At 38.6% G+C, this 23,499-nt stretch carries 20 protein-coding genes; 15 read left to right on the top strand and 5 right to left on the bottom strand.

Annotated features, from left to right (window positions below; translation table 11 throughout):
• The first annotated feature begins 15 nt into the window (after nt 1-15).
• The gene (locus Q0791_RS02715) at nt 16-729 is read left to right on the top strand and encodes a 3-deoxy-D-manno-octulosonic acid kinase (protein WP_299002479.1); all 714 of its coding nucleotides are present in this window, start codon (nt 16-18) and stop codon (nt 727-729) included.
• A gap of 7 nt (nt 730-736) precedes the next feature.
• On the opposite strand, the gene Q0791_RS02720 is transcribed toward Q0791_RS02715, so the two are convergent.
• Together Q0791_RS02720 and waaA are read right to left on the bottom strand one after the other, a co-directional pair.
• Entirely contained in the window at nt 737-1,801 is a 1,065-nt protein-coding gene (locus tag Q0791_RS02720; protein ID WP_299002481.1) for a CDP-glycerol glycerophosphotransferase family protein, read from the bottom strand.
• Nucleotides 1,802-1,892: 91 nt separating this feature from the next.
• Nucleotides 1,893-3,164, bottom strand: a complete 1,272-nt coding sequence (gene waaA, locus Q0791_RS02725; RefSeq protein WP_299002482.1) for a lipid IV(A) 3-deoxy-D-manno-octulosonic acid transferase — start codon at nt 3,162-3,164, stop codon at nt 1,893-1,895.
• 257 nt (nt 3,165-3,421) lie between these two features.
• Here waaA and Q0791_RS02730 point away from each other — a divergent pair, with 257 nt between their 5' ends.
• The 6 genes from Q0791_RS02730 to glpG all read left to right on the top strand — a co-directional run bounded on the left by Q0791_RS02730 (nt 3,422) and on the right by glpG (nt 8,616).
• Complete coding sequence (locus Q0791_RS02730; RefSeq protein WP_299002483.1) at nt 3,422-4,102, top strand: TetR/AcrR family transcriptional regulator; 681 nt, start codon at nt 3,422-3,424, stop codon at nt 4,100-4,102.
• A 138-nt stretch (nt 4,103-4,240) separates the two neighbouring features.
• The gene (locus tag Q0791_RS02735) at nt 4,241-4,915 is read left to right on the top strand and encodes a TetR/AcrR family transcriptional regulator (RefSeq protein ID WP_299002485.1); all 675 of its coding nucleotides are present in this window, start codon (nt 4,241-4,243) and stop codon (nt 4,913-4,915) included.
• Nucleotides 4,916-5,103: 188 nt separating this feature from the next.
• Nucleotides 5,104-6,300 (top strand): glycine C-acetyltransferase, encoded by a 1,197-nt coding sequence (locus Q0791_RS02740; protein WP_299002487.1) that lies wholly within the window; start codon nt 5,104-5,106, stop codon nt 6,298-6,300.
• A 9-nt stretch (nt 6,301-6,309) separates the two neighbouring features.
• Nucleotides 6,310-7,335: an L-threonine 3-dehydrogenase gene (gene tdh / locus Q0791_RS02745; protein WP_299002572.1), complete on the top strand. Its 1,026-nt coding sequence runs from the start codon at nt 6,310-6,312 to the stop codon at nt 7,333-7,335.
• A 107-nt stretch (nt 7,336-7,442) separates the two neighbouring features.
• On the top strand, nt 7,443-7,751 hold the full coding sequence (gene glpE / locus Q0791_RS02750; protein ID WP_299002574.1) for a thiosulfate sulfurtransferase GlpE: 309 nt from the start codon (nt 7,443-7,445) through the stop codon (nt 7,749-7,751).
• Nucleotides 7,752-7,785: 34 nt separating this feature from the next.
• Nucleotides 7,786-8,616, top strand: a complete 831-nt coding sequence (gene glpG, locus Q0791_RS02755) for a rhomboid family intramembrane serine protease GlpG (RefSeq protein ID WP_299002575.1) — start codon at nt 7,786-7,788, stop codon at nt 8,614-8,616.
• Between the two features lie 49 nt (nt 8,617-8,665).
• On the opposite strand, the gene elbB is transcribed toward glpG, so the two are convergent.
• Nucleotides 8,666-9,331, bottom strand: coding sequence for an isoprenoid biosynthesis glyoxalase ElbB (elbB, locus tag Q0791_RS02760; protein WP_299002488.1), 666 nt, complete (start codon nt 9,329-9,331; stop codon nt 8,666-8,668).
• A 387-nt stretch (nt 9,332-9,718) separates the two neighbouring features.
• Between elbB and polA the strand changes: the two genes are divergently transcribed.
• Nucleotides 9,719-12,469, top strand: coding sequence for a DNA polymerase I (gene polA, locus Q0791_RS02765; protein ID WP_299002490.1), 2,751 nt, complete (start codon nt 9,719-9,721; stop codon nt 12,467-12,469).
• A 585-nt stretch (nt 12,470-13,054) separates the two neighbouring features.
• On the opposite strand, the gene yihA is transcribed toward polA, so the two are convergent.
• Nucleotides 13,055-13,708, bottom strand: a complete 654-nt coding sequence (gene yihA, locus Q0791_RS02770; protein ID WP_299002492.1) for a ribosome biogenesis GTP-binding protein YihA/YsxC — start codon at nt 13,706-13,708, stop codon at nt 13,055-13,057.
• A gap of 169 nt (nt 13,709-13,877) precedes the next feature.
• On the opposite strand from yihA, the gene Q0791_RS02775 reads away from it, so the two are divergent.
• The 4 genes from Q0791_RS02775 to hemN all read left to right on the top strand — a co-directional run bounded on the left by Q0791_RS02775 (nt 13,878) and on the right by hemN (nt 17,989).
• Nucleotides 13,878-14,498 carry a c-type cytochrome gene (locus Q0791_RS02775; RefSeq protein ID WP_299002493.1) on the top strand — a complete coding sequence of 207 codons (621 nt, stop codon included), beginning with the start codon at nt 13,878-13,880 and terminating at the stop codon, nt 14,496-14,498.
• 908 nt (nt 14,499-15,406) lie between these two features.
• Entirely contained in the window at nt 15,407-15,940 is a 534-nt protein-coding gene (yihI, locus tag Q0791_RS02780) for a Der GTPase-activating protein YihI (RefSeq protein ID WP_299002496.1), read from the top strand.
• 116 nt (nt 15,941-16,056) lie between these two features.
• Nucleotides 16,057-16,512: a DUF2489 domain-containing protein gene (locus tag Q0791_RS02785; protein ID WP_299002498.1), complete on the top strand. Its 456-nt coding sequence runs from the start codon at nt 16,057-16,059 to the stop codon at nt 16,510-16,512.
• 118 nt (nt 16,513-16,630) lie between these two features.
• Nucleotides 16,631-17,989 (top strand): oxygen-independent coproporphyrinogen III oxidase, encoded by a 1,359-nt coding sequence (gene hemN, locus Q0791_RS02790; RefSeq protein WP_299002500.1) that lies wholly within the window; start codon nt 16,631-16,633, stop codon nt 17,987-17,989.
• A gap of 65 nt (nt 17,990-18,054) precedes the next feature.
• On the opposite strand, the gene add is transcribed toward hemN, so the two are convergent.
• The gene (gene add, locus Q0791_RS02795; protein WP_299002502.1) at nt 18,055-19,053 is read right to left on the bottom strand and encodes an adenosine deaminase; all 999 of its coding nucleotides are present in this window, start codon (nt 19,051-19,053) and stop codon (nt 18,055-18,057) included.
• 206 nt (nt 19,054-19,259) lie between these two features.
• Here add and Q0791_RS02800 point away from each other — a divergent pair, with 206 nt between their 5' ends.
• The 3 genes from Q0791_RS02800 (at nt 19,260) to Q0791_RS02810 (ending at nt 23,455) form a co-directional block, all read left to right on the top strand.
• Nucleotides 19,260-21,050: a DUF885 family protein gene (locus Q0791_RS02800; RefSeq protein WP_299002504.1), complete on the top strand. Its 1,791-nt coding sequence runs from the start codon at nt 19,260-19,262 to the stop codon at nt 21,048-21,050.
• Between the two features lie 336 nt (nt 21,051-21,386).
• Nucleotides 21,387-22,418 carry an alpha/beta fold hydrolase gene (locus Q0791_RS02805; RefSeq protein ID WP_299002505.1) on the top strand — a complete coding sequence of 344 codons (1,032 nt, stop codon included), beginning with the start codon at nt 21,387-21,389 and terminating at the stop codon, nt 22,416-22,418.
• 467 nt (nt 22,419-22,885) lie between these two features.
• Complete coding sequence (locus Q0791_RS02810; protein ID WP_299002506.1) at nt 22,886-23,455, top strand: hypothetical protein; 570 nt, start codon at nt 22,886-22,888, stop codon at nt 23,453-23,455.
• Nucleotides 23,456-23,499 lie beyond the last annotated feature (44 nt).

A 23,499-nucleotide genomic window follows, 5' to 3' on the forward strand; every position in this document is an offset into this window, starting at 1 on the left:
CTAATAATTATTCTTATGCAATTAATAAAAACCGATATTGGCTACATTGCTTTTCATGACGAGCTGTTAGAAAGCCCGTCTCACACTTGGTTTAACGTGGCATTTTGGCGAGAAAAACAAGCCATAACAGGCTCATCTCAAGGTCGATATACAACTTGGTTTATTCAATATTCAAATGAAGATTGGGTGCTCAGGCATTATTATCGTGGCGGACTCATAGAAAAAATATCTCATGATAAATACCTTTTTTGCGGTCTTCAAAAAACTCGTCCCATTGCCGAATTTCAATTACTCAATACCCTTTACAATGAAGGGTTTGCCGTACCTAAACCCATCGCAGCCAATATCACTCGAAGCGGCCCATTTTATAGAGGCGATCTCATTATAGAGCGTATTCAGAACGCAAAAGACCTTCTAGCAAGACTGGAATCCAGTCCCATGACAGCACAAGAGTGGTTCACCCTAGGAAGCTGTATCGCTCAATTTCATAAACGAGGTGTTTTTCATGCCGACCTCAATGCAAAAAATATCCTACTTGCCAACGACAAATTCTATCTTATTGATTTTGATAGAGGAGCAATAAGAAAAGCCAACCCTCGTTGGAAACAAGCCAATCTTAAGCGTTTACTGCGCTCCTTTAATAAAGAAAAAGGCAAGTCTCCCACATTGGCATTCACACTCGATAATTGGCAACAGCTATTACAGGGCTATCAGTCTATCAAGCAATAACATTTTATTAGATCTTCCAATACCTAAGCTTTTTTCGCATTTTTAAATGACGAATAAAATTAAGTGGTTTGGGCTTTAAATCCCCCACCCCTTTAGCGATTAAGTCATCAGCAGCCTTTAATACTCTCTGACTTGATAATCCATCTCTATTTGGGTGGATTTGATCATTATAAGCCTCAATTTTATTCATCAACTCCGCTGGATAAGATAAAGCATATTCAATCGCTTGCTCTATCTTTTCCTCATCATTCACATGCACAAGGTGCTCACTTCCTGTTTTATTATTAAAAGCAACAACAGGCTTACCTTGTAATAAAAACATAATCAATATTGATGAAGTATCGCACAACATCACATCAGCCGCTTGAAGCACAGGTAAAACATTATCCGTTTCAATAAAACGTAAATGTTCATTTTCTATAGACTTATACTGCGCCACAATCTTCGCATCCATTTTAGGATGAAATTGAACCAGCCACCGATATTTACCTTGCATCGACAATGCCTTTATCCGTTCAAAAATCATGGGCGCACAAGATAATCGCCTTGAAAAAGTGGAACAAAACAAAACCGTTGGGCGAGTATCATTATCATCCTTATAAGGATTCTTTCCTGAAGAGACAAACATAGGATCAAGGGTTGGCCATCCCGTTTCAACAACGTGAAACGTCTTAAACTTTTTTGATAAAGCGATAAAAGGTAGAGTCGTTGCAGGCCCTTGAGTACAATATAAATCAAAACACGATCGTATTCTAAAATGGGATATTTGCCCATTATGATTCACTTTTCCCGCATTAAAACCATGAAACACACCAATTTTTACACCTGGAATAAATCGAGGAACCACATTTCCAGGCACAAAAACCGCATCAGGTTGCCACTGCCGAATCTCATCAATTGTCTTTAAATGCTGTTCTGTTGCAGTTAAAAACAAAGGGCTCACCTCATCCCCTTCTAAAAACCAAGAGACTGCATCCCCACGCTTTACAATAATTTCTTGCAATGGCCTCAAAATAGCATATGAATAATTCTGTGCTATATAAAATAGATAGCGATTCTGTCTTTGCTCCAAACTCCCTCCTAGAATCCACGCTTCATCATACTTAATACCAATGATGACTGATGCTTCCCATTAAATCACTTCACCACATCATTCCTAGATCTCAACTAGGCGGCGCCATGAGTGGCTCAATCAAACGCATATGATTAACGAGTGAACCTCTATTACTCTCCACCACACTCAATGCCGCAATACTGGCTTGACGATAAGCCTCCTTATCTTTCAAATACACAATAAGTGCTCTCGATAAAGTCTCAGCAGAATCAATAAACCTTAATCCGCCAGCTTCACTAAGTAAATCAGCAATTTCAGCGAAGTCCCAATAATAAGGGCCTAATAATACTGGCAGCCCCAAAGCCGCAGGCTCCAAAGGATTATGTCCACCATTCTCAATCAATGTCCCACCAACAAAGGCTTGATCAGCTGCACCATAAAATAAGATAAGCTCTCCCATAGTATCACCCAATAACACTTGTACATCGATATCAACTTCAATCTTATCACTACGGCGAACACTCAATAATTGATGCGCCGTTATTGCGGCGGCGGCGGCATTAAATTGCTCCGGATGTCTAGGTACCATAATGAGCAATGCATTTGGCTGAACAGCTAATAATTGTTTATGCGCAGTTAAAATATCATCAAACTCACCAGGATGCACACTTCCTGCAACCCAAATGAAACGTTCTTGTAACTTTAAAGTCGCTCTCAATTTGGTCGCTGCATTCAGTTTTACTGTGTCTATACTTAAATCAAATTTTAAACTGCCACAAGAAAAAATTTTTTCAGAATCAACCCCTAACGAAGAAAATCTCTGACTAATTGATGGCGATTGTGTGGCAATCAAATCCAATTTATTGAGCATAGGTAAAGCTAAATGAATATATTTTTGATATTGCCTCATGGATTTGTCAGATAACCTTCCATTCACTAGCATGAGTTTTGTTCCCATGTTCGCAGCAAAATGAATAAGATTTGGCCACAATTCAGTTTCCATAATAATGAGGTATTTAGGCCTAATTTTTTTTAAAAATAAAGCAATACAAAGAGAGAAATCAAAGGGTAAATAGCAATGTTGAACGCTACCTCCTAACCCTTTTACGACCTCAGCCGATCCCGTTGGACTTGTCGTCGTCACGGTAATACTCAGCTCTGGATAGGTGGATTGTATTGCTCTAATCAAAGGCAATGCTGCAAGTGTTTCTCCCATAGAAACACTATGAATTAATATCTCTGTTTGTGAAAGTCGTTTAAACCCAAAGCGCTCAAGCCAACGTTGACGGTAATCTTCACTTTTAACGGAGCGAAATAACAAATACAACACTACCAAGGGAGAAAGGCAATATAAAAGTACGGAATACAAAAAGCGAGCCATAAAATAAATCACTCAAAAAATGAAAGGAGCCAATATGCTCTTAAATAGTAACATAGTCACATAATATAAAATAAGTACAGTATTGAAATATTACAGACATAAGAATAACAAGCTGATATATAAAATAATTTATTTAAATACATTCAGTTAACCTTTATCCATTGATATACCTCAAGACACAAAAGCAAAAAACGTCTATTATTTAATCATCATTACATGCAAAAGATTAAAATATTACTCTAAATATTGGAGTGACGATGAAAACTCGAGAACGCATTATTCAAGCAAGTTGGGAATTGTTTAATAAACACGGTGAACGCAACATCTCGACTAATCATATTGCTGCCCATCTTAATATTAGTCCAGGAAATCTCTATTATCACTTTAGAAATAAAGAAGAAATTATTCGTTGTATTTTCGATTTATATGAACAACAACTAGAAGAGCATTTTCAACCTTATATTGCAGAAGTCGTTGATGCAGAACTTTTTATCAGCTATTTTGATGCATTATTCGACACACTATGGGAATTTCGCTTCATGTACAACAACCTGTCCGATATTCTCAGTAGAGATGATAACCTTAAAACCAATTTTCAACTATCTCAAAAACAATGGGCACAACAATTAGCTCAAAATTATATCCAATTGCAACAAGATGGCATACTCAATATTGAAGAGGAAGAAATTGCTCCCTTAGTTGACACAGTTATCATGGTGTCAAATTTTTGGATCAGCTATAAATTTACACAATCTTCTTCTCCAATCGGTTCGATCAGTAAAGGGTCTTTATACGAAGGTATACTGAGAGTATTACTGCTTATGCAAAGATATGCTGCACCGGGTACTGAAGAGATATTTGCTAAAACAGCTAAATATTATCACTCTCAAGAAATGTCTAATAAGCTTAATTTAGAAACAAGAGGCATACTTGAATAAATAAGCATAAAAAAATGAAATATTTAAATACCTTAATTAGAATATATATTATGATTATGCCTGATCAACATACTGAATAACACATCTTCTTATGTGGTATCTTGGTATAGTAACTGTTCAATTTATTTAGGAATTTGCATGAAAACCCGTGATAAAATCGTTCAGGCAAGCTTAGAATTATTTAATAAGCATGGCGAAAGAAATATCAGTACTAATCATATCGCAGCCCATTTGAATATGAGTCCAGGAAATCTTTACTATCATTTTCGAAATAAAGAAGATATTATTCGCTCGATATTCACCTTATATGAATCTGATATTATTAGAGATTTTAAACCTTATCTGGTTCAAGAAGTAAATAGCGAATTATTGCTGAACTATTTTGATACTTTATTTAATATCCTATGGAATTACCGCTTTTTATATAATAACTTAGCAGATATTCTTAGCCGAGATGAAGTGCTTAAAGTTCGCTACCGTCAAACTCAAGAGCAAGTGTTAAGCCGCTCAAATTACATCATCGCTCAGCTCAAAGATGATGGTGTACTTATCATTGATGAAAATGACATTGGACCACTGGCTGACACGCTCAAATTGATGACTAGCTTTTGGGTCAGTTATAAATTAACACAATCTAAATCCCCCATAGGCTCGGTTAGTAAAGCTTCTTTATATGAAGGAGTACTCAGAGTATTGCTTATTTTAAAAACCTACGCCGCCCCGAACTCAATCTCCACCTTTGATAAGCTCAAAGCACACTACCAAAAACAAGCTGATGCATCTCTTGAATCTGATGAACAAATAAAAGGATGAATATGCACTAAATCAATGAGCGTACTAAAGCGGTAGCCTATCTGCTAACCCATTAGATCAATTAATCAAAATAGTTTTCATGCTTCAAACTATATCATCCTATGAAATAAAGCTGTAGGGCAAATCAGTTTCCCGCTAAAATGTCACTCTATTTCGATCTGCACTCATCCCCCTCGATGGAGAAAAAAATGGCTAAAAATGCATTCTATAGTCAAATAAATCAACAAATTTCCGATGTTAAAACCGAAGGCTTATACAAAAGTGAGCGAGTCATTGTTTCTCCTCAACAAACGTCCATCGAAGTTAATGGTGATCACGTTATTAATTTCTGTGCTAATAATTATTTAGGCTTAGCCAATCATTCCCAGCTCATTGAAGCTGCAAAAGAGGGACTCAATGAGCACGGCTTCGGTATGGCATCCGTTCGCTTCATTTGCGGAACCCAAGATATCCATAAACAACTTGAATCTAGCCTCAGTGATTTTCTAGGTATGGAAGATACCATTCTTTATTCTTCATGTTTTGACGCTAATGCTGGATTATTTGAAACCTTACTCAGCAAAGAAGATGCCATTATTTCTGATGCGTTAAATCACGCTTCTATCATTGATGGGGTACGTTTATGTAAAGCGCAACGCTTTCGTTATGCCAATAACGATATGCAAGATTTAGAAGCACAACTCATTGCCGCAAAAGAGGCGAATGTACGCCATATCCTCATTGCGACTGATGGTGTTTTTTCTATGGATGGGGTCATAGCTAACCTTCAAGGGATCTGTGATCTCGCCGATAAATACGGTGCTTTAGTCATGGTTGATGACTCTCATGCGGTAGGCTTTGTCGGTGCAAATGGCCGAGGTACCCATGAGTTTTGCCAAGTCATGGATAGAGTTGACATCATCACAGGCACCTTAGGAAAAGCATTAGGCGGCGCATCAGGTGGATTTACCTCTGGTAAAAAAGAGGTCATTGAATGGCTACGTCAACGATCTCGCCCTTATTTGTTTTCTAATTCATTGGCTCCGGCTATTGTCAATGCCTCCCTTGAAGTACTTGATATGTTGAAAAATGGCCATGAACTACGTAAAGCGGTTTGGGAAAACAGTCGCTATTTCCGTGAAAAAATGTCCGCCGCTGGTTTCACACTTGCCGGGGCTGATCATGCAATTATTCCAGTCATGATTGGCGATGCAAAGCTCGCCAGCGATTTTGCTCAACGTCTACTTGCCGAACACATTTATGTGATCGGATTCTCTTTCCCTGTGGTACCGAAAAACCAAGCTAGGATCAGAACACAAATGTCTGCAGCCCATACTCGAGAACAACTCGATCATGCCATCGAAGCCTTCACTCGAATAGGAAGAGAGATGGGCATAATCAAGTAGGAAACCATGATGAAAGCACTCAGTAAATTAAAAGCGGAGCCGGGAATTTGGATGATTGATGCACCCAAGCCTCAGCTCGGCCCCAATGACCTTTTGATTAAAATCAGAAAAACAGCTATTTGTGGAACTGATGTTCACATCTATAAATGGGATGAATGGTCTCAAAATACCATCCCTGTTCCTATGATCATTGGCCATGAATATGTCGGTACTGTTGTTGAAATAGGTCAAGAAGTCAAAGGTTACAGCATTGGCGATCGTGTTTCAGGTGAAGGTCACATTACCTGTGGTTATTGCCGAAACTGTCGAGGTGGTCGCACCCATTTATGTCGAAATACTTCAGGTGTGGGCGTTAATCGTGAGGGTGCCTTTGCAGAATATTTAGTGATCCCTGCATTTAATGCATTTAAAATTCCAAACGATATTTCAGATGATCTTGCCGCTATCTTTGATCCTTTTGGCAATGCTGTTCACACGGCATTATCCTTCGATTTAGTCGGTGAAGACGTGCTCATTACAGGTGCAGGCCCCATAGGTATTATGGCTGCGGCCGTTTGTCGACATGTAGGAGCCAGACATGTGGTGATCACCGATGTCAATGAATATCGATTAGCACTGGCTAAAGAAATGGGCGCAACAAAAGCCGTCAATGTGGCAAAAGAAAACCTCACCGATGTTATGGCTGAACTCGGCATGACAGAAGGCTTTGATGTGGGTTTAGAAATGTCTGGTGTACCCAGCGCATTTCACGCCATGTTAAATACAATGAACCATGGTGGAAAAATTGCCATGCTTGGGATCCCAGGCTCTGAAATGCCCATAGACTGGAGTAAAGTTATCTTTAAGGGATTAACAATAAAGGGGATCTATGGAAGAGAGATGTTTGAAACTTGGTATAAAATGGCCAGCCTAATTCAATCGGGCCTCGACCTTTCTCCCATCATTACCCATCACTTTCCAATCGATGAATTTCAAGCAGGCTTTGATGCCATGTGTTCGGGGCAATCAGGAAAAGTCATTCTAAGCTGGGAGTAACTCTGGCGTTCATAGCGTTACCCATACAACACACCCCGCTGATTCTAGTTGGGTGTGTTATTATGCCTTCATCAGTATTATTTAGCATTAAAACACACAGGTTTACCATGTCAGACTTTACACATTTAAGCGTTAATCAACTCATTCAAATGAAAGAATCTTCTTCTGACTTACAAATCGTCGACATTCGAGATAGTGCCAGTTTTGAAAAAGGTCATATACCGCAATCTTCAAATTTAAATAATGAGAATCTCGCTCACTTTATTGGAAAAGCAGATATGGATCAGCCATTAATTGTTGTATGTTATCACGGGATCAGTAGCCAAAATGCCGCTCAGTATTTACATGAACAAGGATTTGATCAAGTGTATAGTCTTGATGGTGGATTTGAAGCGTGGCAGCAAGCTCACCTTTAACCCGTAGCATACAAACAGTTAAGGATAATAATTGATGATTGAAATTGGTAAACTGCCCAACGCAAGAGCCGCTCAAGCACTGGTTGATTATCTCAAAGGCAAACAAATATTATGCGAAATACACCCATCCGAGGAAGGGGTGATTTTAGTACTGCTTCAAGAAGAGCACTTATCACGTGTCCGTCAAGAATATCATGACTTCATTAGCAACCCCTATCAAAGTAAATATCTAGAAGCCTCTTGGAAAAACGGCGACAGCTATACTCAAATTGATTATGGTTCACCGGGATTACATTTACTGAGCCAATTTATGACAGGCGCTGGGCCATTAACCCTTACGGTTATAGTGTTATGTATTGCCATTTTTGCCGCAATGAACCTTGGGTTTTCTAATCCCATTTTTGAGCATTTATCTTTTTTTGGTGCAACCTCTAATACGTCATTTCTTGAGTTTTGGCGACTATTCACTCCGAGCTTACTTCACTTTTCTGCATTACATATCATTTTCAATTTAATATGGTGGTGGTATTTAGGTGGGAAAATTGAAACCAAAATAGGCTTTACACCATTATTCATTTTATTAGTTGTGGCAGGAACGCTCCCCAACATCTTGCAATATGCCATCGCAGGCCCCTATTTTGGAGGCCTGTCTGGAGTGGTGTATGCCCTACTTGGGTATACTTGGTTAATGGGACTAAAAAAACCACAGGCAGGAATTGGCATTCCTCCTTCTTACATGATCTTCATGCTGATATGGCTAGCATTAGGTTTTACGAATATCTTTGGTTTTTCTGTTGCAAATGGTGCTCATATTGGCGGGCTAGTCATTGGCTTACTTCAAGCCAGCATTGATAGTCGAAGATAACAATCATCCCCAATAAGCTTGGGGATGATATACCCGTGATAATGCCATTTTATGTTGTTTCACCACACATCTTTGCCACTTGTTTGATCAAAGCCGCAATACTTGAATGCACCTGAGAAATATTTTCAGCAAGCATGTAAGCGGGTGTGCTAGCAATGTTATTTACTTCATCAACAACCACCTCGTCAACAGCCGCCTTCTGATGTTGTCCACCCATTTGATTAAAGGCTGTGGCTGTTTCAACATCAGCGCCAATTGTTCCAATTGCATTTTCCCCAAAAATTTTCGGGATCATCACAGGTGAAATACACATGAAACCAATCGGTTTTCTATTTTCAGAAAAATGACAAATAAAATCTTTAACCTGAGGTGCTATTTCATGCTTAGCGCCATTTATGGCAAAATCACACAAGTTCTTAGCCGCACCAAAGCCTCCGGGGATCACTAAGGCATCAAATTCATCAATATTCAATTTATCACAAGCCAATATATTGCCTCGTGCAATTCTGGCCGACTCGGCTAAAACTCGTCGCTCTGCATTATCGTCAACTTCACCGGTCAAGTGATCCACAACGTGCATTTGCATAATATCAGGAGCAAAACACTGATATTTTATCCCCCAACGCTCCAGCTCTAACATGGTCAAAACTGATTCATGAATTTCACTGCCATCATACACACCACAGCCACTCAACAGAATCGCTATTTTTGTCATTAAAAATCTCTCCTATATGTCATTTTGTTTTAAAAGAAGCAAAATAAAATGCTTGATCTGGTTATTTTTCATGCTAAATTAGAACACCTACTCTCTATTTGATTAATAAACAATCTAATGGCGACTTTAACAACAAAAAATAATAAAAAAATCCACAAATATTGATTTTTTAATCTACACTATGAATTAGCTTAAAAACAAATCATTAAACTAATATTTTCATATACTTAATTTAAATGTAGTATTCGTTTTGTCTTTGGTCGTACGGTTATTCCATTTTTAACTAACAGACTTATCCACAAGGGTAGTCTGAATTGATCATGGCTGAAACTAGCCTTCTATGGCATGCTATCACTCTTTTCGCTCCCCAATTGATACTAAAATATTATGCCCGATCTCACAGAAAATCCTTTAGTGCTTGTTGATGGCTCTTCTTACCTTTATAGAGCTTATTATGCACCGCCACATCTTACCAACTCAAAAGGCGAAGCCACTGGGGCAGTCTACGGCGTGATTAATATGCTTCGCAGTTTATTAAAACAATATCAACCTACACAAATGGCCGTCATTTTTGATGCAAAAGGTAGCACCTTCAGAAATGAAATGTATGCTGAATACAAAGCACAACGTCCACCCATGCCCGATGATTTACGTTCACAGATTGAACCACTTCATCGTATTATCAAAGCACTCGGCCTGCCACTTATCAGTATTCCAGGAGTCGAAGCCGATGATGTTATTGGTACGCTTTCAACACAAGCCAGTTTAGCAGGCCGCTCAGTGCTTATTAGCACGGGAGACAAAGACATGGCTCAACTAGTCAATAAAAAAGTCACCCTGATTAATACTATGACTGATACCATCATGGGGATAGATGAAGTCACTGAAAAATTTGGTGTTGGTCCAGAATTAATCATTGACTTATTAGCCTTACAAGGTGACAAAGCAGACAATATTCCAGGTCTTCCCGGCGTTGGCGAAAAAACAGCACTTGCCATGCTTCAAGGCATTGGTGGAATAGAAGACATTATCAATCAGGCAGATAAAATCCCTGCATTAGGATTTCGTGGCTCAAAGACCATGCCAGCCAAACTGGCAGAACATGGTGATATGCTCAAACTTTCCTATAAACTAGCAACCATCAAACTCGATGTTGAATTAGATAAAACTTGGCAACAGCTTGACGTTCAACCCGTAGATCAAGATGCACTCATTCAATGTTACAGTGAAATGGAATTTAAACGTTGGTTAGCTGAGGTATTAAATAAAGAAAACGGCTCAAACAAATCAATTCCAAACAATAGCACTGATCCTGCAACCCAGATTCAAGTTGAATATAAAACCATTTTAACAGAGGAAGTACTGGATCACTGGCTTGAAAAGCTCACTGAAGCTCAACTCATTGCCATTGATACTGAAACAAGCAGTTTAAACTATATGGAAGCTAAATTAGTTGGCCTATCCTTTTCTATAGAAGTCGGTAAAGCCGCCTATTTACCTTTATGTCACGATTATCTTGATGCACCCGAACAATTGGACTTTGAAGTCACACTCAAAAAACTTAAGCCTATTTTAGAAAACCCCAACATACATAAAGTGGGTCAAAACCTCAAATATGATATGAGTGTACTGGCCAATCATAATGTTACATTGTCCGGTATTCAGTTCGATACTATGTTAGAGTCTTATGTCTTCAACTCTGTTGTGTCTAAACATAACATGGACGACTTAGCCCTTAAATATTTAAGCCACAAAAATATAAAGTTTGAAGATGTGGCAGGTAAAGGCGCTAAACAACTCACTTTTAATCAAATACCTCTTGAAACTGCTGCCCCTTATGCTGCAGAAGATGCAGATATCACCTTAAGGTTACATCAAACCTTATGGTCGAAATTAAGCTCTGAAAAAGAATTGACCTCCGTTTTTAACAATATAGAATTACCTTTAGTCAGTATTCTTTCACGCATAGAGCGCCATGGCGTTCTCATTGATAGCATGCTACTTAGCCAGCAAAGCACTGAGCTTGCTCAAAAAATAGATGATTTAGAGCAAAAAGCCTATGCTATTGCCGAAGAGCCTTTTAATTTAAGTTCTCCCAAACAATTACAAACATTGTTCTTTGAAAAGCTGGGTTACCCTATTATCAAAAAAACCCCTAAAGGTGCCCCCTCGACAGCAGAAGAAGTATTAGTCGAATTATCCCTAGATTATCCCTTACCCAAAATTATTTTAGAGCATCGCAGTCTTTCAAAATTAAAAAGTACCTACACAGATAAACTGCCTTTGATGGTCAATCCACAAACAGGCAGAGTTCACACTAGCTATCATCAGGCTAATGCTGCCACTGGACGTTTATCCTCTAGCGAGCCAAACCTACAAAATATTCCCATCAGAACCGAAGAGGGTCGCAAAATACGTCATGCATTTATCGCCCCTAAAGGTAAGAAAATTCTCGCTGCCGATTATTCTCAAATTGAGCTCAGGATCATGGCTCACTTATCCCAAGATCAAGGCCTCTTGACTGCATTTGCGGAAGGTAAAGATATCCACAAAGCAACAGCAGCGGAAGTTTTTGATGTCGACTTTGATGAAGTCACCTCTGATCAACGCCGCAGAGCTAAAGCCGTTAATTTTGGCCTCATCTACGGCATGTCAGCCTTTGGTTTAGCCAAACAACTTGATATTCCACGAAATGAAGCTCAAAGCTATATTGATACTTATTTTAAACGTTATCCAGGCGTATTAACCTATATGGAAGAAACCCGCGCAATTGCTGCTGAACACGGCTATGTTTCGACCTTATTTGGAAGAAGGCTCTATTTACCTGCCATTAAAGACAGAAATGCCATGCGGCGCCAAGCCGCAGAAAGAGCGGCCATTAACGCTCCTATGCAAGGCACAGCGGCTGATATCATTAAAAAAGCCATGATATCAGTCGATCAGTGGATCACCGATGAGGCACAAGGTGAAATCGCTCTGATCATGCAAGTACATGATGAGCTTGTTTTTGAAGTTGACGCAGATAAAGCAGAGGTTTTCCAAGAAAAAATCTGTGATTTAATGGCCAAAGCTGCCGATTTAGATGTTGAATTATTAGCCGAGTCAGGTATAGGTGATAATTGGGAAGAGGCTCACTAATACTCAAATCTTTAATCAGGCATTAGTTTTAGCAAGCTAATGCCTTTTCACCTTTTACACTCTCTTTAACCTCTTCCTCATCAATCAGAATATGAAATAAAAAAAAATTTATGAAACTTTTAGATCAAAAAAAGAATGTTTTTCACTCATTTATAGTGAAGATTAGTTAACAATTGTAGTTTTAAACAAAAAACAGTTTTTCATATTCAGATTAATGGGGTAATATTACACTTGTAGGGTACAGAGGTTAAGATATTCTATCTTTCAAACCTTTTTTATTCGCTAATGATTCGAGCGAATGCCAAATTATGGCGCCCCAGTAACATTATTTACTGGGGCTTTTTTTCGCCCAAAACATTTTTTAGAGTAAAAACTTTAATTATGATCAAAATATCGTTATCATTGGCTTACTGAGCACTATCAACACCTATTGGTAGCACTTAAGTCTTGTTGAATTTAGCTTCTCCCCAAAAGAGCTAATATTTAAGCCGATGGTCAATCCATCGGCTATTTTTTTGCTTGTTAGATTAGAACGAAAAAGCAAAGGCTCCTTGCTAAAAATGGCCTAATAGATCCATAATTCGACTATTCGTCAGCTTCTTGTAACTCATCCATCAACCATTGTGGTTTGCACCATTCATTCAAAATCCCCAGTACCTTAGCTTTTCCTATACCCTTTAGCGAAGAAAAAGGCTCAACTTTCACAGCGTCATCGAAATCTGCTAATGCTTTTCTCACCTCGTTGACTGTTTTCATACGCGCACTTTGCGCTAATTTATCCGCTTTTGTTAGCAAAGCCAGTACAGGAATATTGCTTTCTACTGCCCAAACAATCATCTGCATATCTAAGTCTTTTAATGGATGCCTAATATCCATCAAGACTACAACACCACTTAAACAACTCCGTTCCTGTAAATATTGTCCTAACGCTTGTTGCCACTTTTTCTTTAATGTTAATGGCACTTGGGCAAAGCCATAACCCGGTAAATCCACTAAACGACGATGTTCATCTAATTGAAAAACATTGATAAGCTGTGTTCTACCTGGGGTTTTACTGGTTCTAGCAAGCCCTTTTTGCTCCGTTAACAGATTAAGAGCACTAGACTTTCCCGCATTTGAACGACCAGCAAAAGCAATTTCAACACCCACATCACCCGGTAAATGTTCATCAAGGTGTGCAATATCAGGCGCACTAATTAAAAACTTCGCTTTTCTAAAATCAATACGAGATCCTGACACAATTTACTCCAAAAAAATTTTCAAATTATTGTTTAAATATCGAAGAATTGCTTACATTTTTACATTTTCGTGTAAAATATTACCCCGATTACATAAAGACTATTTTATCATGCTTACGGGTCATCCCAGTAAGCTCAGGACAAATATTTTAATAAGAAGTTGGAACGCCATGAAAAAGTTAGCAATTGTGCTGTCTGCAGTAGCCACTATCTCTTCTCCTGCCATAGCTGAAGGCAATGCCGAAGCCGGAAAAACGAAAGCCATTGTTTGTTCTGCTTGCCACGGTGTTGACGGCAATAGCATGATAGACATGTACCCAAAAATTGCAGGGCAACATGCCACCTATTTAGAAAAACAATTAACTGATTTTCGAAGTGCAATGAAAACAGGCGGTAAAGAAGGTCGAGTCGATCCCATTATGGGCGGAATGAGCATTAGTTTAAGCGATCAAGATATTAAAGATTTATCCGCTTTTTATGCCAGCCAAACACAACAACCTATTGACGTGAATAATGTGCCAGAACTCGGTGAAACCTTATATAAAGTGGGAGATGCAACTCGCGGGATCCCAGCCTGTATCGCCTGTCACGGTCCTAGCGGTAAAGGGATGGGACTCGCAGGATTCCCAATGATTGGCGGTCAACACGCCAATTATATCAAAATTCAATTAAACAAATTCAAAGATACAAATCGTAACAACGACCTCAATGGCATGATGCAAGCAACATCACAGAAGCTAAACGATACCGATATTGAAGCGTTATCTCAATATATTTCAGACCTTAAGTAAATTTAACAAAAGAAAGTTAAATTTAACAAAAGGCAGCTTGGCTGCCTTTTTCTTTCTTCAATATCTTACCTTAACGTAAACTGAGCAAGATTATTTATTGACATGAATATTAGATTTAGGTTTAATACTCTACATACCGAGACAAACCCAACTGTTAGTAAAAAAATATTTAAAAACAACTTTCAGATGTCGGTATATTACATTTAAGATATAAGAATAAAGAAAGTCGATAATAATAATTATAAATTAAGACCATTCATCCCAGATGAAAAAACTTCGCTTTGAAGTTCTGGTCAAACTCTTACGGTAAAGCACTGGGTAGGCACCCAATTGGCACTTTAGCATTTAACTTTACCTATCAGTCTAACACAAATCATAACCTACACTCTTTATGAGCCGTAAGGATAATAAAAATGGTAACTTGTTATTCTGAATTAAATTTTACTGATATGGATGGTTACTTAGGCGTCATAGATAGGCGAAAAGGATACTGACTGAGCAAGATGCTCATCTATGGAAGCGATAATCAGGATGATAATGGAAAAGTAATAAATGTCAGAGATGACTAATAACAATAAAAAATGCAAGGAAAGCAGGCTCAAAAAAGACGGATACCGACCGGGAAGTTGCATAGCAAGCACGGATACTTGGAATCGAAATTAAGTGTCAATTGACACTCTTTTATAAGGCGACAGCACTTCTGTCGCCTTTTTTTATGGCTTTATACCCGCAATCCTTCAAAATAGCTTTAGTCAAATAAACATTTTTAAGCTATTATTTGCAGCAAATGCTCACATTGTGATGCAAAAAACATCAAGATCTGGTATAAAGCGCGATCTAACTTGGGTTATGGCGCACTTCAATAGGTCAATCTATCACCCAGTCTTTTCAGTTATCGAGATAAAGCTATGTCCCGCAGTAAAAAAACACGTAAAAGCAATCAAAATCCTCCGCAATTAAAAGCAAGAACCAAAAAACAAGAACGTGTTCTTTCGGGAAAAAAGCAAGATTCAGGCAATAAATCCGGTAGTCGGCACAATGAAAGCATAATACAAGCCCATGCCAGCGGTAAGTCCCAAAAGAATAACGATCCTCGTCATGGTAGTAAAAAACCAGTACCACTCGGATTGAAAACCGAAAAACCAACTCCTAAAAAAGTCAAATCACCTAAGCTGAGTGATGAAGATGCATTGTTAAAATTAGAAGAAGATCCTAGATTAAATAGCTTATTGGATATGCTAGAAGAAGGGAAAAATTTAACCGCTGACGATCAAGATTGGCTTAATAAACAATTAACTAAAATTGAAAAACTCATGGACAAACTCGGCATTACTGACGAAGAAGAAATGCCAGCCCCCAAAGCCACATCGACCGATGACGATTTATTTGACCAATTTGAATCTGGTGCCGATTTACTTAGAGAATATCAGCAAAAAGATTAAGTTTAAGTCACGTTATTAAGCAATAGAATATGCCGACATTCAGCATGTCGGCACGCTTATATACTTCCAAAATACATCAGTCGATGTCCATACTTTACACTGAGTGAGAACATTCAATGTACACCGTTTTTATTATCTTAGCTTTACTCATCATTACGGCATTATCCGCCTATGCCATTCACTTATTACTTCAAGTTAAACGGCAAAAACAACAGGCCATACAAGCCAAAAAAGAGCAAGAAATAATAGCAAAAGAGCGATTAAATAAATTACTCGACGATATTCGCTATATTGCGCAAGCCATGCTTGAAGATCGTTGTGAAGTATCGGAAGGTGTTATTAGAATCGCTAAATTATTCGAGATTTTAGGGCTCACAGAGCAAGCCACACCTGACTACCCTTCACTCTTTGAACATTACAATGTAATCAAAGAGCATCCCATTAAAGAGCAAAGAAAGTCATTACCTAAGCAACAACGCATGCAATTAGATTATCTGCGTATGCGATCAGAATCAAAATTAACAGTAGCAATCTTAAATGAGGCTAAACACTTAACTCAATATCAAGGCTAACTCGATATTCTACAGCCAAATAAGACATTAAAGGCCATTTTCATAATCTAGATCAAGATCTGATTGTCGCTATGCAGGCATACTCGACTTACATTTATCGACGTTAAGAGTATGCTTTATGCGCTGGGATCAATCCATGATCGAAAAATACAATCACAGTGGGCCTCGTTATACCTCCTATCCAACAGCGCTTGAATTCAATGACACATTCAATGAATCACATCTACTCAATGCAATAGCCAAAAGCAGCAGTAACAGCTTATCTTTATATATTCATATCCCTTTTTGCGCCAAACTTTGCTACTACTGCGGCTGTAATAAAATCATTACCCGTCACCAGCATAAAGCGGATCAATATTTAGCTTACCTAAAAAATGAAATTATCAAACGCGCCCCTTTATTTTCAAATTATCAAGTCACACAAATACATTTAGGAGGGGGGACACCCACCTTTTTAACCCCAAGCCAAATCGAATCCTTATATGCTTTACTCAGAGAACACTTTAATATTGCCACTAAGGGGGAGTTTTCGATTGAAGTCGATCCACGTGAAATTGAGTTATCCATTCTACATACTCTAAAAAAAGTGGGCTTTAATCGACTATCCATTGGTGTTCAAGATTTTAATAAGAAAGTGCAGCAAGCAGTAAACCGTGAGCAAGATGAAGACTTTATCTTCGATCTGATAAATACAGCAAAGAGAATGGGCTTTATCTCGACCAATGTGGATCTCATTTATGGCCTTCCTCATCAAACCGCTGACAGCTTCTCCAAAACAATAAAAAGAGTGATCGAACTCAATCCTGATAGATTATCCGTATTCAACTACGCCCATTTACCTTCACGATTCGCTGCACAGCGTAAAATATATGATAAGGATCTACCTAGCGCCATTCAAAAACTCACTATGCTAAAGCAAACTATTGAGCAATTAACACAAGCGGGATATCAATATATTGGTATGGATCACTTTGCCAAACCTTCTGATCCGCTTGCTAAGTTACAAAACCAAGGAAAATTACATCGAAATTTTCAAGGCTATACAACCCAAGCAGAGTGTGACTTGCTAGGATTAGGGGTGTCTTCTATTAGCCAAATTGGTCAATGTTATGCGCAGAACCAAAAAGACATCAAACAGTATTATCAAGCTATCGATTCACATGAGCATGCGTTATGGAAAGGTTATGAGTTAAACCAAGATGACATCATTCGACGCCAAGTGATTAAACAACTCATTTGTCATTTTTCTCTTAATATTCAGAATATAGAAAATGAATTTAATATCGATTTTCAAGACTATTTTAAAATCGATTTGACCTTATTACAGCCTTTTATCGATGATAAGCTCATTCAAATATCAACAGAAGCCATTACAGTATTGCCCACAGGACGTTTATTAATTCGTAATATTTGCATGTGTTTTGATATCTATATGCGTCAACAAGCTAGGCAACAGCAATTTTCAAGGGTCATTTAGCTCATTACTTCAAAGCAAAAAACCGGCTCAAGCCGGTTTTCCTTGTTCATCAAAAACTCACATTTCTATTTAGTTTTTAACTGGTATAAGGCGTTACGCTCACTATCAGATAAGAAAGCCATTTCAACACCATTGCGTTGTAATTGAGCCAACTCAGCTGCGCTAAAACCCATTTCTTGATGAACCACTTGATATTCATGTTTAATATCGATAGCACTCACACCAGGATCATCTGTATTTAATCCAACTAATACACCCGAATCCATAAATTTGCGCAATGGATGAACTTGGTAATTCGCCACAGTTGAAGTATGTAAATTACTCGTTGGGCAAGATTCAATGCCTATTTTATTCTTCGCTAAATAATCCATAAGCTTAGCATCTTCAATGGCATTTACACCGTGACCGATACGCGTAGCGCCTAATGATTCTATGGCTTGCCAAATACTCTCAGAGCCCGCGGCTTCACCCGCATGAGCCGTAATCGCTAAACCCGCATCACGTGCTTTTTTAAAATGAGCTGTAAATAAATCGCCAGGAAAACCTAATTCATCACCCGCGATATCCATTGCCACCAAATGCTGTTTCTGCGTCAATAATGCATCTAATTCTTGCTGACAAGCCTCTTGACCATATGAACGTGACATAATACCGATTAAATTCACTTTCACTTGATGCTCTTTCACGCCAGCTTTCACACCATCAATCAGTGCTTCAATTACACCTTCAAGGGGTAATTTATGAGTTAATGCCATATAATAAGGGCTAAAACGCAGTTCGGTATAATCCAACCCCGATAACGCTGCATCGGCAACATTTTCATAGGCAACACGTTTAACAGCGTCCAAATCGGCTAAAACGGCGACCATCCAGTCTAACTTTCTTAAAAAAGCGACTAAATCGTTTTCTTTACCTTGTATTTGCACAAATGGTGCTAATTCGTCCAATGAATTCGCCGGTAAGGCGATATTATGCTGGTGTCCCAAGTCCCAGATTGTCTCCACTCTAACATTACCGTCTAAGTGTCGGTGGAGATCCACCAGTGGAATAGATGTATCGATCATTTTTAACCCCTATGTCTACCACTCAACCAAACGTCTTTTAAATTGGTATTGAGCTGCGCGCAATGATATCACGGCTTACACTCGTGTTTATGGCTTTCTCGAGATCTTTTTAACCAATTAACATTAAAAGTGAAATAAGCGAATATAATTTACATTTGATATTCCGCATAATAGCCGAACAATAAAAATACATTTGAGCAAGTAAGATGCACCGATTATTACTGACAACCCTCTTTATTATCAGTTTAAGTGCTTGTCAATTAAATCCATTACAAACAGATGCTTTTGCTACTATAAATAAGCAAAGCACTGCAAATATCGCACTCAATAAAATTATAGAGCAAGCCTGGTACTTAACCCTGCAAAACGATCCTGAACTCGCCGACGAATTAAGTGGTACCACCACCGGGCAGCTTCCCGATCTTTCCCCTCATTCACTGTTAACACGCAATCAGCAACAGCAAGTTTTACTCGATCAACTGACTCAGATCCCCGACAGTGCACTGTCAAGACCTCAACAAATCAACAAAAAAATCCTTGCCAATCAACTACAAGATGATATCGATCGTTATCATTTTAAAATGCATTACCTGCCTTTAACCCCAGAAGGCGGGTTTCACACCGATATTGCCCGCATTAGCCATCGGCGCTTTACCAAAGTGCAAGACTATCAAAGCTATATTCTACAACTCAAAAAGATCCCCCATTATTTTCAACAACAAACCTTCTGGTTACAACAAGGGCTCAAAGAAGGCATAACCTTACCCCAAATTACGCTCAAAGGATTTGAAAACAGTATCAGCGCCTTTATTGTTCCAATAAATGAAAGCGGATATTTCAAGCCATTTAATACCTTTCCTCAGCATTTCACTGAAGCACAAAAAATCGCGTTCAAGCGAGAAGGAAGGCAACTTATTCAGCAAAATGTGATCCCTGCATATCAAGCCTTTTATCACTTCATGACACAGGAATATATTCCCAAAGCCCGTGTCAACCTTGCTGCCACAGAGCTTCCCAATGGCCAGGCGTTTTACGAAAATAGAGTCCGTTACTATACAACACGTGATATCAGCGCCGATGAAGTACACACCTTAGGATTAAAAGAAGTCAAACGTATTCGCACAGAAATGCAAACCGTTATTGATAATCTTGCTTTTAAAGGCAGCTTTGCTGATTTTTTACATTTTTTGCGTAACGATCCCCAGTTTTATGCCACCAGCGCCGAGCAATTATTAAAAGAAGCGGCTTTCATTGCCAAAAAAGCCGATGCGATATTGCCACAATACTTCACCCAGTTACCTTCAACGCCATATGGTATCGCACCTGTTCCAGCAGAAATCGCTCCCAAATACACAACAGGTCGATATTCAGGTAGCAAGAGTGACAATGAGCCTAGTTATTATTGGGTCAACACTTATGCCCTCAACAAGCGCCCGTTGTATGAGCTGGAAGCATTAACATTACACGAAGCGGTACCCGGTCATCACCTACAGATTTCTCTCAACCAATCATTGACCCAACTCCCTAACTTTCGTCGCTATAGTTATATTTCTGCATTTGGAGAAGGCTGGGGACTGTACGCTGAATACTTAGGATTAGAAGCTGGCTTTTATGAAAACCCTTATAGTAATTTTGGTCGACTGACTTATGAAATGTGGAGAGCCGCTCGACTCGTTGTCGATACAGGAATACATGCAAAAAATTGGAGTCGGCAGCAAGCCATCGATTTTATGGCAAACAATACCGCACTGTCATTGCACAATGTAACCACAGAAATAGACCGCTATATTACTTGGCCAGGTCAAGCGCTGTCGTATAAAATAGGCGAGCTCACCATTAAAAAACTACGCCAACAAGCTGAAAACGCACTGGGCACTCAATTTAATTTACGCCGTTTTCATGATGCCATTCTCGCTAACGGTTCAGTACCAATGACTATATTGGAGCAAAACATACAAGACTTTATTCAAGCAGAGCAACAAAGACAATCACTCTAATATCAATCTTATCACAACCCTGTCTTCCTTAAATAGACAGGGAAAAACTTGTCTTACCACAAAATACCAATCTAACTTATCGCGTCACCGTCCTCCTCACGGCTCAAATAGGCAGGGAAAAACTTGTCTTGCCACAAAATATCAATCTAACTTATCGCGTCACCGTCCTCCTCACAGCTCAAACAGACAGGGAAAAATTGGTCTTGCCACAAAATACCTGAGTCCTTTGTCCTTTCACTGCTCAAGCTTAATAAGCCATTCGAGTTAATTTAATGAATACAAGTCATATAGATATTTGTTACACTGCACCAAGCATACTCAATTACCTTATTCATCATGCCCAGAATTGCGCCTAGCAACCCCGAAGCTGAGCCCAGTGCAGATCATGTGAGAACATTTTCTTCAGCCACCCAAATCAATCGCCAAGAATTACAAACATTTTGGAAGCAAGTGACTCAGTCAAGCTTATTAACTGCTAATAAACTGCATATCGCCTACTGCTTCATCAAAAACCCCGATACCACACAAGCTATCGTGATAAGTAATGGCAGAATCGAATCATATTTAAAATATAAAGAATTGATATTTGATTTATATCAACAAGGATACAGTGTTTATGCCATGGATCATCGAGGACAAGGATTATCCAGTCGTATAACCTTAAATCCACACCAAGGACATATTGATAAGTTTTCGACTTATATTGATGACTTTAGCATCTTCATTGATAAAGTCGTTTTAACTCAACAACATAATGCATTATTTCTACTTGGGCACTCTATGGGCAGTACCATTGGAACGCTTTATATGCAACAAAAGCCCAAAACTTTCAATGCAGCCGCTTTTGTCGCTCCCATGTACGGTATCAAGTTACCCATCAGTCGTCCATTCATTCGTTGGTTAGCGGAAAAATTAGATAACTGCAGCAAAAGACGAGAGCCAAACTATATCTTAGGCGGAAAAGATTATAAAGCGGGACCCTTTAATAAAAATCAGCTCACTTACAGTCAAGAACGATATGAAGCGACTTTACAGTGTTATCAAGAAGCCCCCCAAATACAACTTGGCTCTCCAACTAACCATTGGTTAATTGAAGCGATTGATGCCGCAGAAGAAGCCGTTTTAGCAGCACAAACGCCCCCTGCTCCTTTGTTAATCATTCAAGCAGGAAGAGACACTGTAGTCGATAATCGTTCTCAAAATCGAGCAGCAGGAATATTAACTAAAATCAGTGCTCATTCACCGAGTCGACAAAGCCAGCTCATTTCCATTCCTGATGCAAAGCATGAGGTGTTAATGGAAAAAGACACCCCAAGAAACTTGGCCCTCAATAGTATCCTAGATTTTTTTGAACAACATACTCCATAGAATGACTCTATTACCTCTAAAGCAGCAAAGGCTTATCTAGCCAGCGCTTAAACTTAACAACAAATTTTCAGCCGATATTATATAAATAGCTTTCATCGGTGCAGCAGTCACCTTACTGCTCACCCCCTTGATGAAATATTGTATAAGGAATATTGATCAACAAAAACAAGAATAAACAGTCAATCAATTCGCTATGTCACTGCTTATTCATACGTAGCGAATAATGTACCATTCATTCATCTCATTAGCCCCGTCGTTATTTTTACTGTTAAATCCAACAAAAATTACACAACACAAAAATAAACGCATTTCACGACATAATTTAACATTTATGTCGCTTTAGTCTATTGCAAGCATGCTCAAATACAGGTTAAAAACAAGTCATCAATCACGCCATTATCACCAAATATCCATGGCAACAAAGATGACACAAAGGGAAATACTGAAACATAAATAGAGGATCTCAAATGCAGGATGAATTTTACCTACCTTTTAATGCCACTGAGCTCATTATTATTTCATCTTGTATGACAAGCATTATCGTAAGTTTAGGGCTGCTTATCCTTTATCACATTTCTTTAAGCAATAAATTGAACAAACGAGTTCGGTTCATTATGACAAAGTGCCTGAATAATCGAGCCAACATCAGCGCCTATCAACAATATCAACAGCTACATGACCTCTACCTTGACTCGATGAATATACAAATTTTAACAAGAAATATTGATTATATTCATGTCATTAAGATCTACGCCCAATATCAACACATTTATAAGCAAGCTTATCCTTTTATGGAAAAAGATGACTCACTGCGTATTCAAGAAAAACAACATCAAGGGGCCAAATACCTTGCTCAATTAGCTTATCGGCGCTCCAATGGATTAATCATCACTCAAGAACACGTTAACGAAATAAAAAAATTAAAAATAATGTTTATTCAAGAAACCCAATACGCTATCGCCAAAAACTTAGATTTACTTAGCGTCTATGCAAACACGCATCAATCCGGCTCATTGCTTCAATCTCGTCTAAAATAATAGGTAACAAGGCTATTAATACTTCTTTTTCACAACTATAAGGG

The sequence above is a fragment of the uncultured Shewanella sp. genome (genome assembly GCF_947495455.1).
Classification (GTDB): Bacteria; Pseudomonadota; Gammaproteobacteria; order Enterobacterales; family Shewanellaceae; genus Shewanella.

Bases quoted from the DNA above. Each gene is read 5' to 3' on its own strand.
- Q0791_RS02730 (WP_299002483.1), top strand. From the start codon at position 3,422: ATGAAAACTCGAGAACGCATTATTCAAGCAAGTTGGGAATTGTTTAAT.
- Q0791_RS02740 (WP_299002487.1), top strand. From the start codon at position 5,104: ATGGCTAAAAATGCATTCTATAGTCAAATAAATCAACAAATTTCCGAT.
- Q0791_RS02810 (WP_299002506.1), top strand. From the start codon at position 22,886: ATGCAGGATGAATTTTACCTACCTTTTAATGCCACTGAGCTCATTATT.
- add (WP_299002502.1), bottom strand. From the start codon at position 19,053: ATGATCGATACATCTATTCCACTGGTGGATCTCCACCGACACTTAGAC.
- Q0791_RS02800 (WP_299002504.1), top strand. From the start codon at position 19,260: ATGCACCGATTATTACTGACAACCCTCTTTATTATCAGTTTAAGTGCT.
- glpG (WP_299002575.1), top strand. From the start codon at position 7,786: ATGATTGAAATTGGTAAACTGCCCAACGCAAGAGCCGCTCAAGCACTG.
- Q0791_RS02775 (WP_299002493.1), top strand. From the start codon at position 13,878: ATGAAAAAGTTAGCAATTGTGCTGTCTGCAGTAGCCACTATCTCTTCT.
- Q0791_RS02715 (WP_299002479.1), top strand. From the start codon at position 16: ATGCAATTAATAAAAACCGATATTGGCTACATTGCTTTTCATGACGAG.
- Q0791_RS02735 (WP_299002485.1), top strand. From the start codon at position 4,241: ATGAAAACCCGTGATAAAATCGTTCAGGCAAGCTTAGAATTATTTAAT.
- elbB (WP_299002488.1), bottom strand. From the start codon at position 9,331: ATGACAAAAATAGCGATTCTGTTGAGTGGCTGTGGTGTGTATGATGGC.
- tdh (WP_299002572.1), top strand. From the start codon at position 6,310: ATGAAAGCACTCAGTAAATTAAAAGCGGAGCCGGGAATTTGGATGATT.
- hemN (WP_299002500.1), top strand. From the start codon at position 16,631: ATGCGCTGGGATCAATCCATGATCGAAAAATACAATCACAGTGGGCCT.
- Q0791_RS02785 (WP_299002498.1), top strand. From the start codon at position 16,057: ATGTACACCGTTTTTATTATCTTAGCTTTACTCATCATTACGGCATTA.
- polA (WP_299002490.1), top strand. From the start codon at position 9,719: ATGCCCGATCTCACAGAAAATCCTTTAGTGCTTGTTGATGGCTCTTCT.
- yihI (WP_299002496.1), top strand. From the start codon at position 15,407: ATGTCCCGCAGTAAAAAAACACGTAAAAGCAATCAAAATCCTCCGCAA.
- glpE (WP_299002574.1), top strand. From the start codon at position 7,443: ATGTCAGACTTTACACATTTAAGCGTTAATCAACTCATTCAAATGAAA.
- Q0791_RS02805 (WP_299002505.1), top strand. From the start codon at position 21,387: ATGCCCAGAATTGCGCCTAGCAACCCCGAAGCTGAGCCCAGTGCAGAT.
- waaA (WP_299002482.1), bottom strand. From the start codon at position 3,164: ATGGCTCGCTTTTTGTATTCCGTACTTTTATATTGCCTTTCTCCCTTG.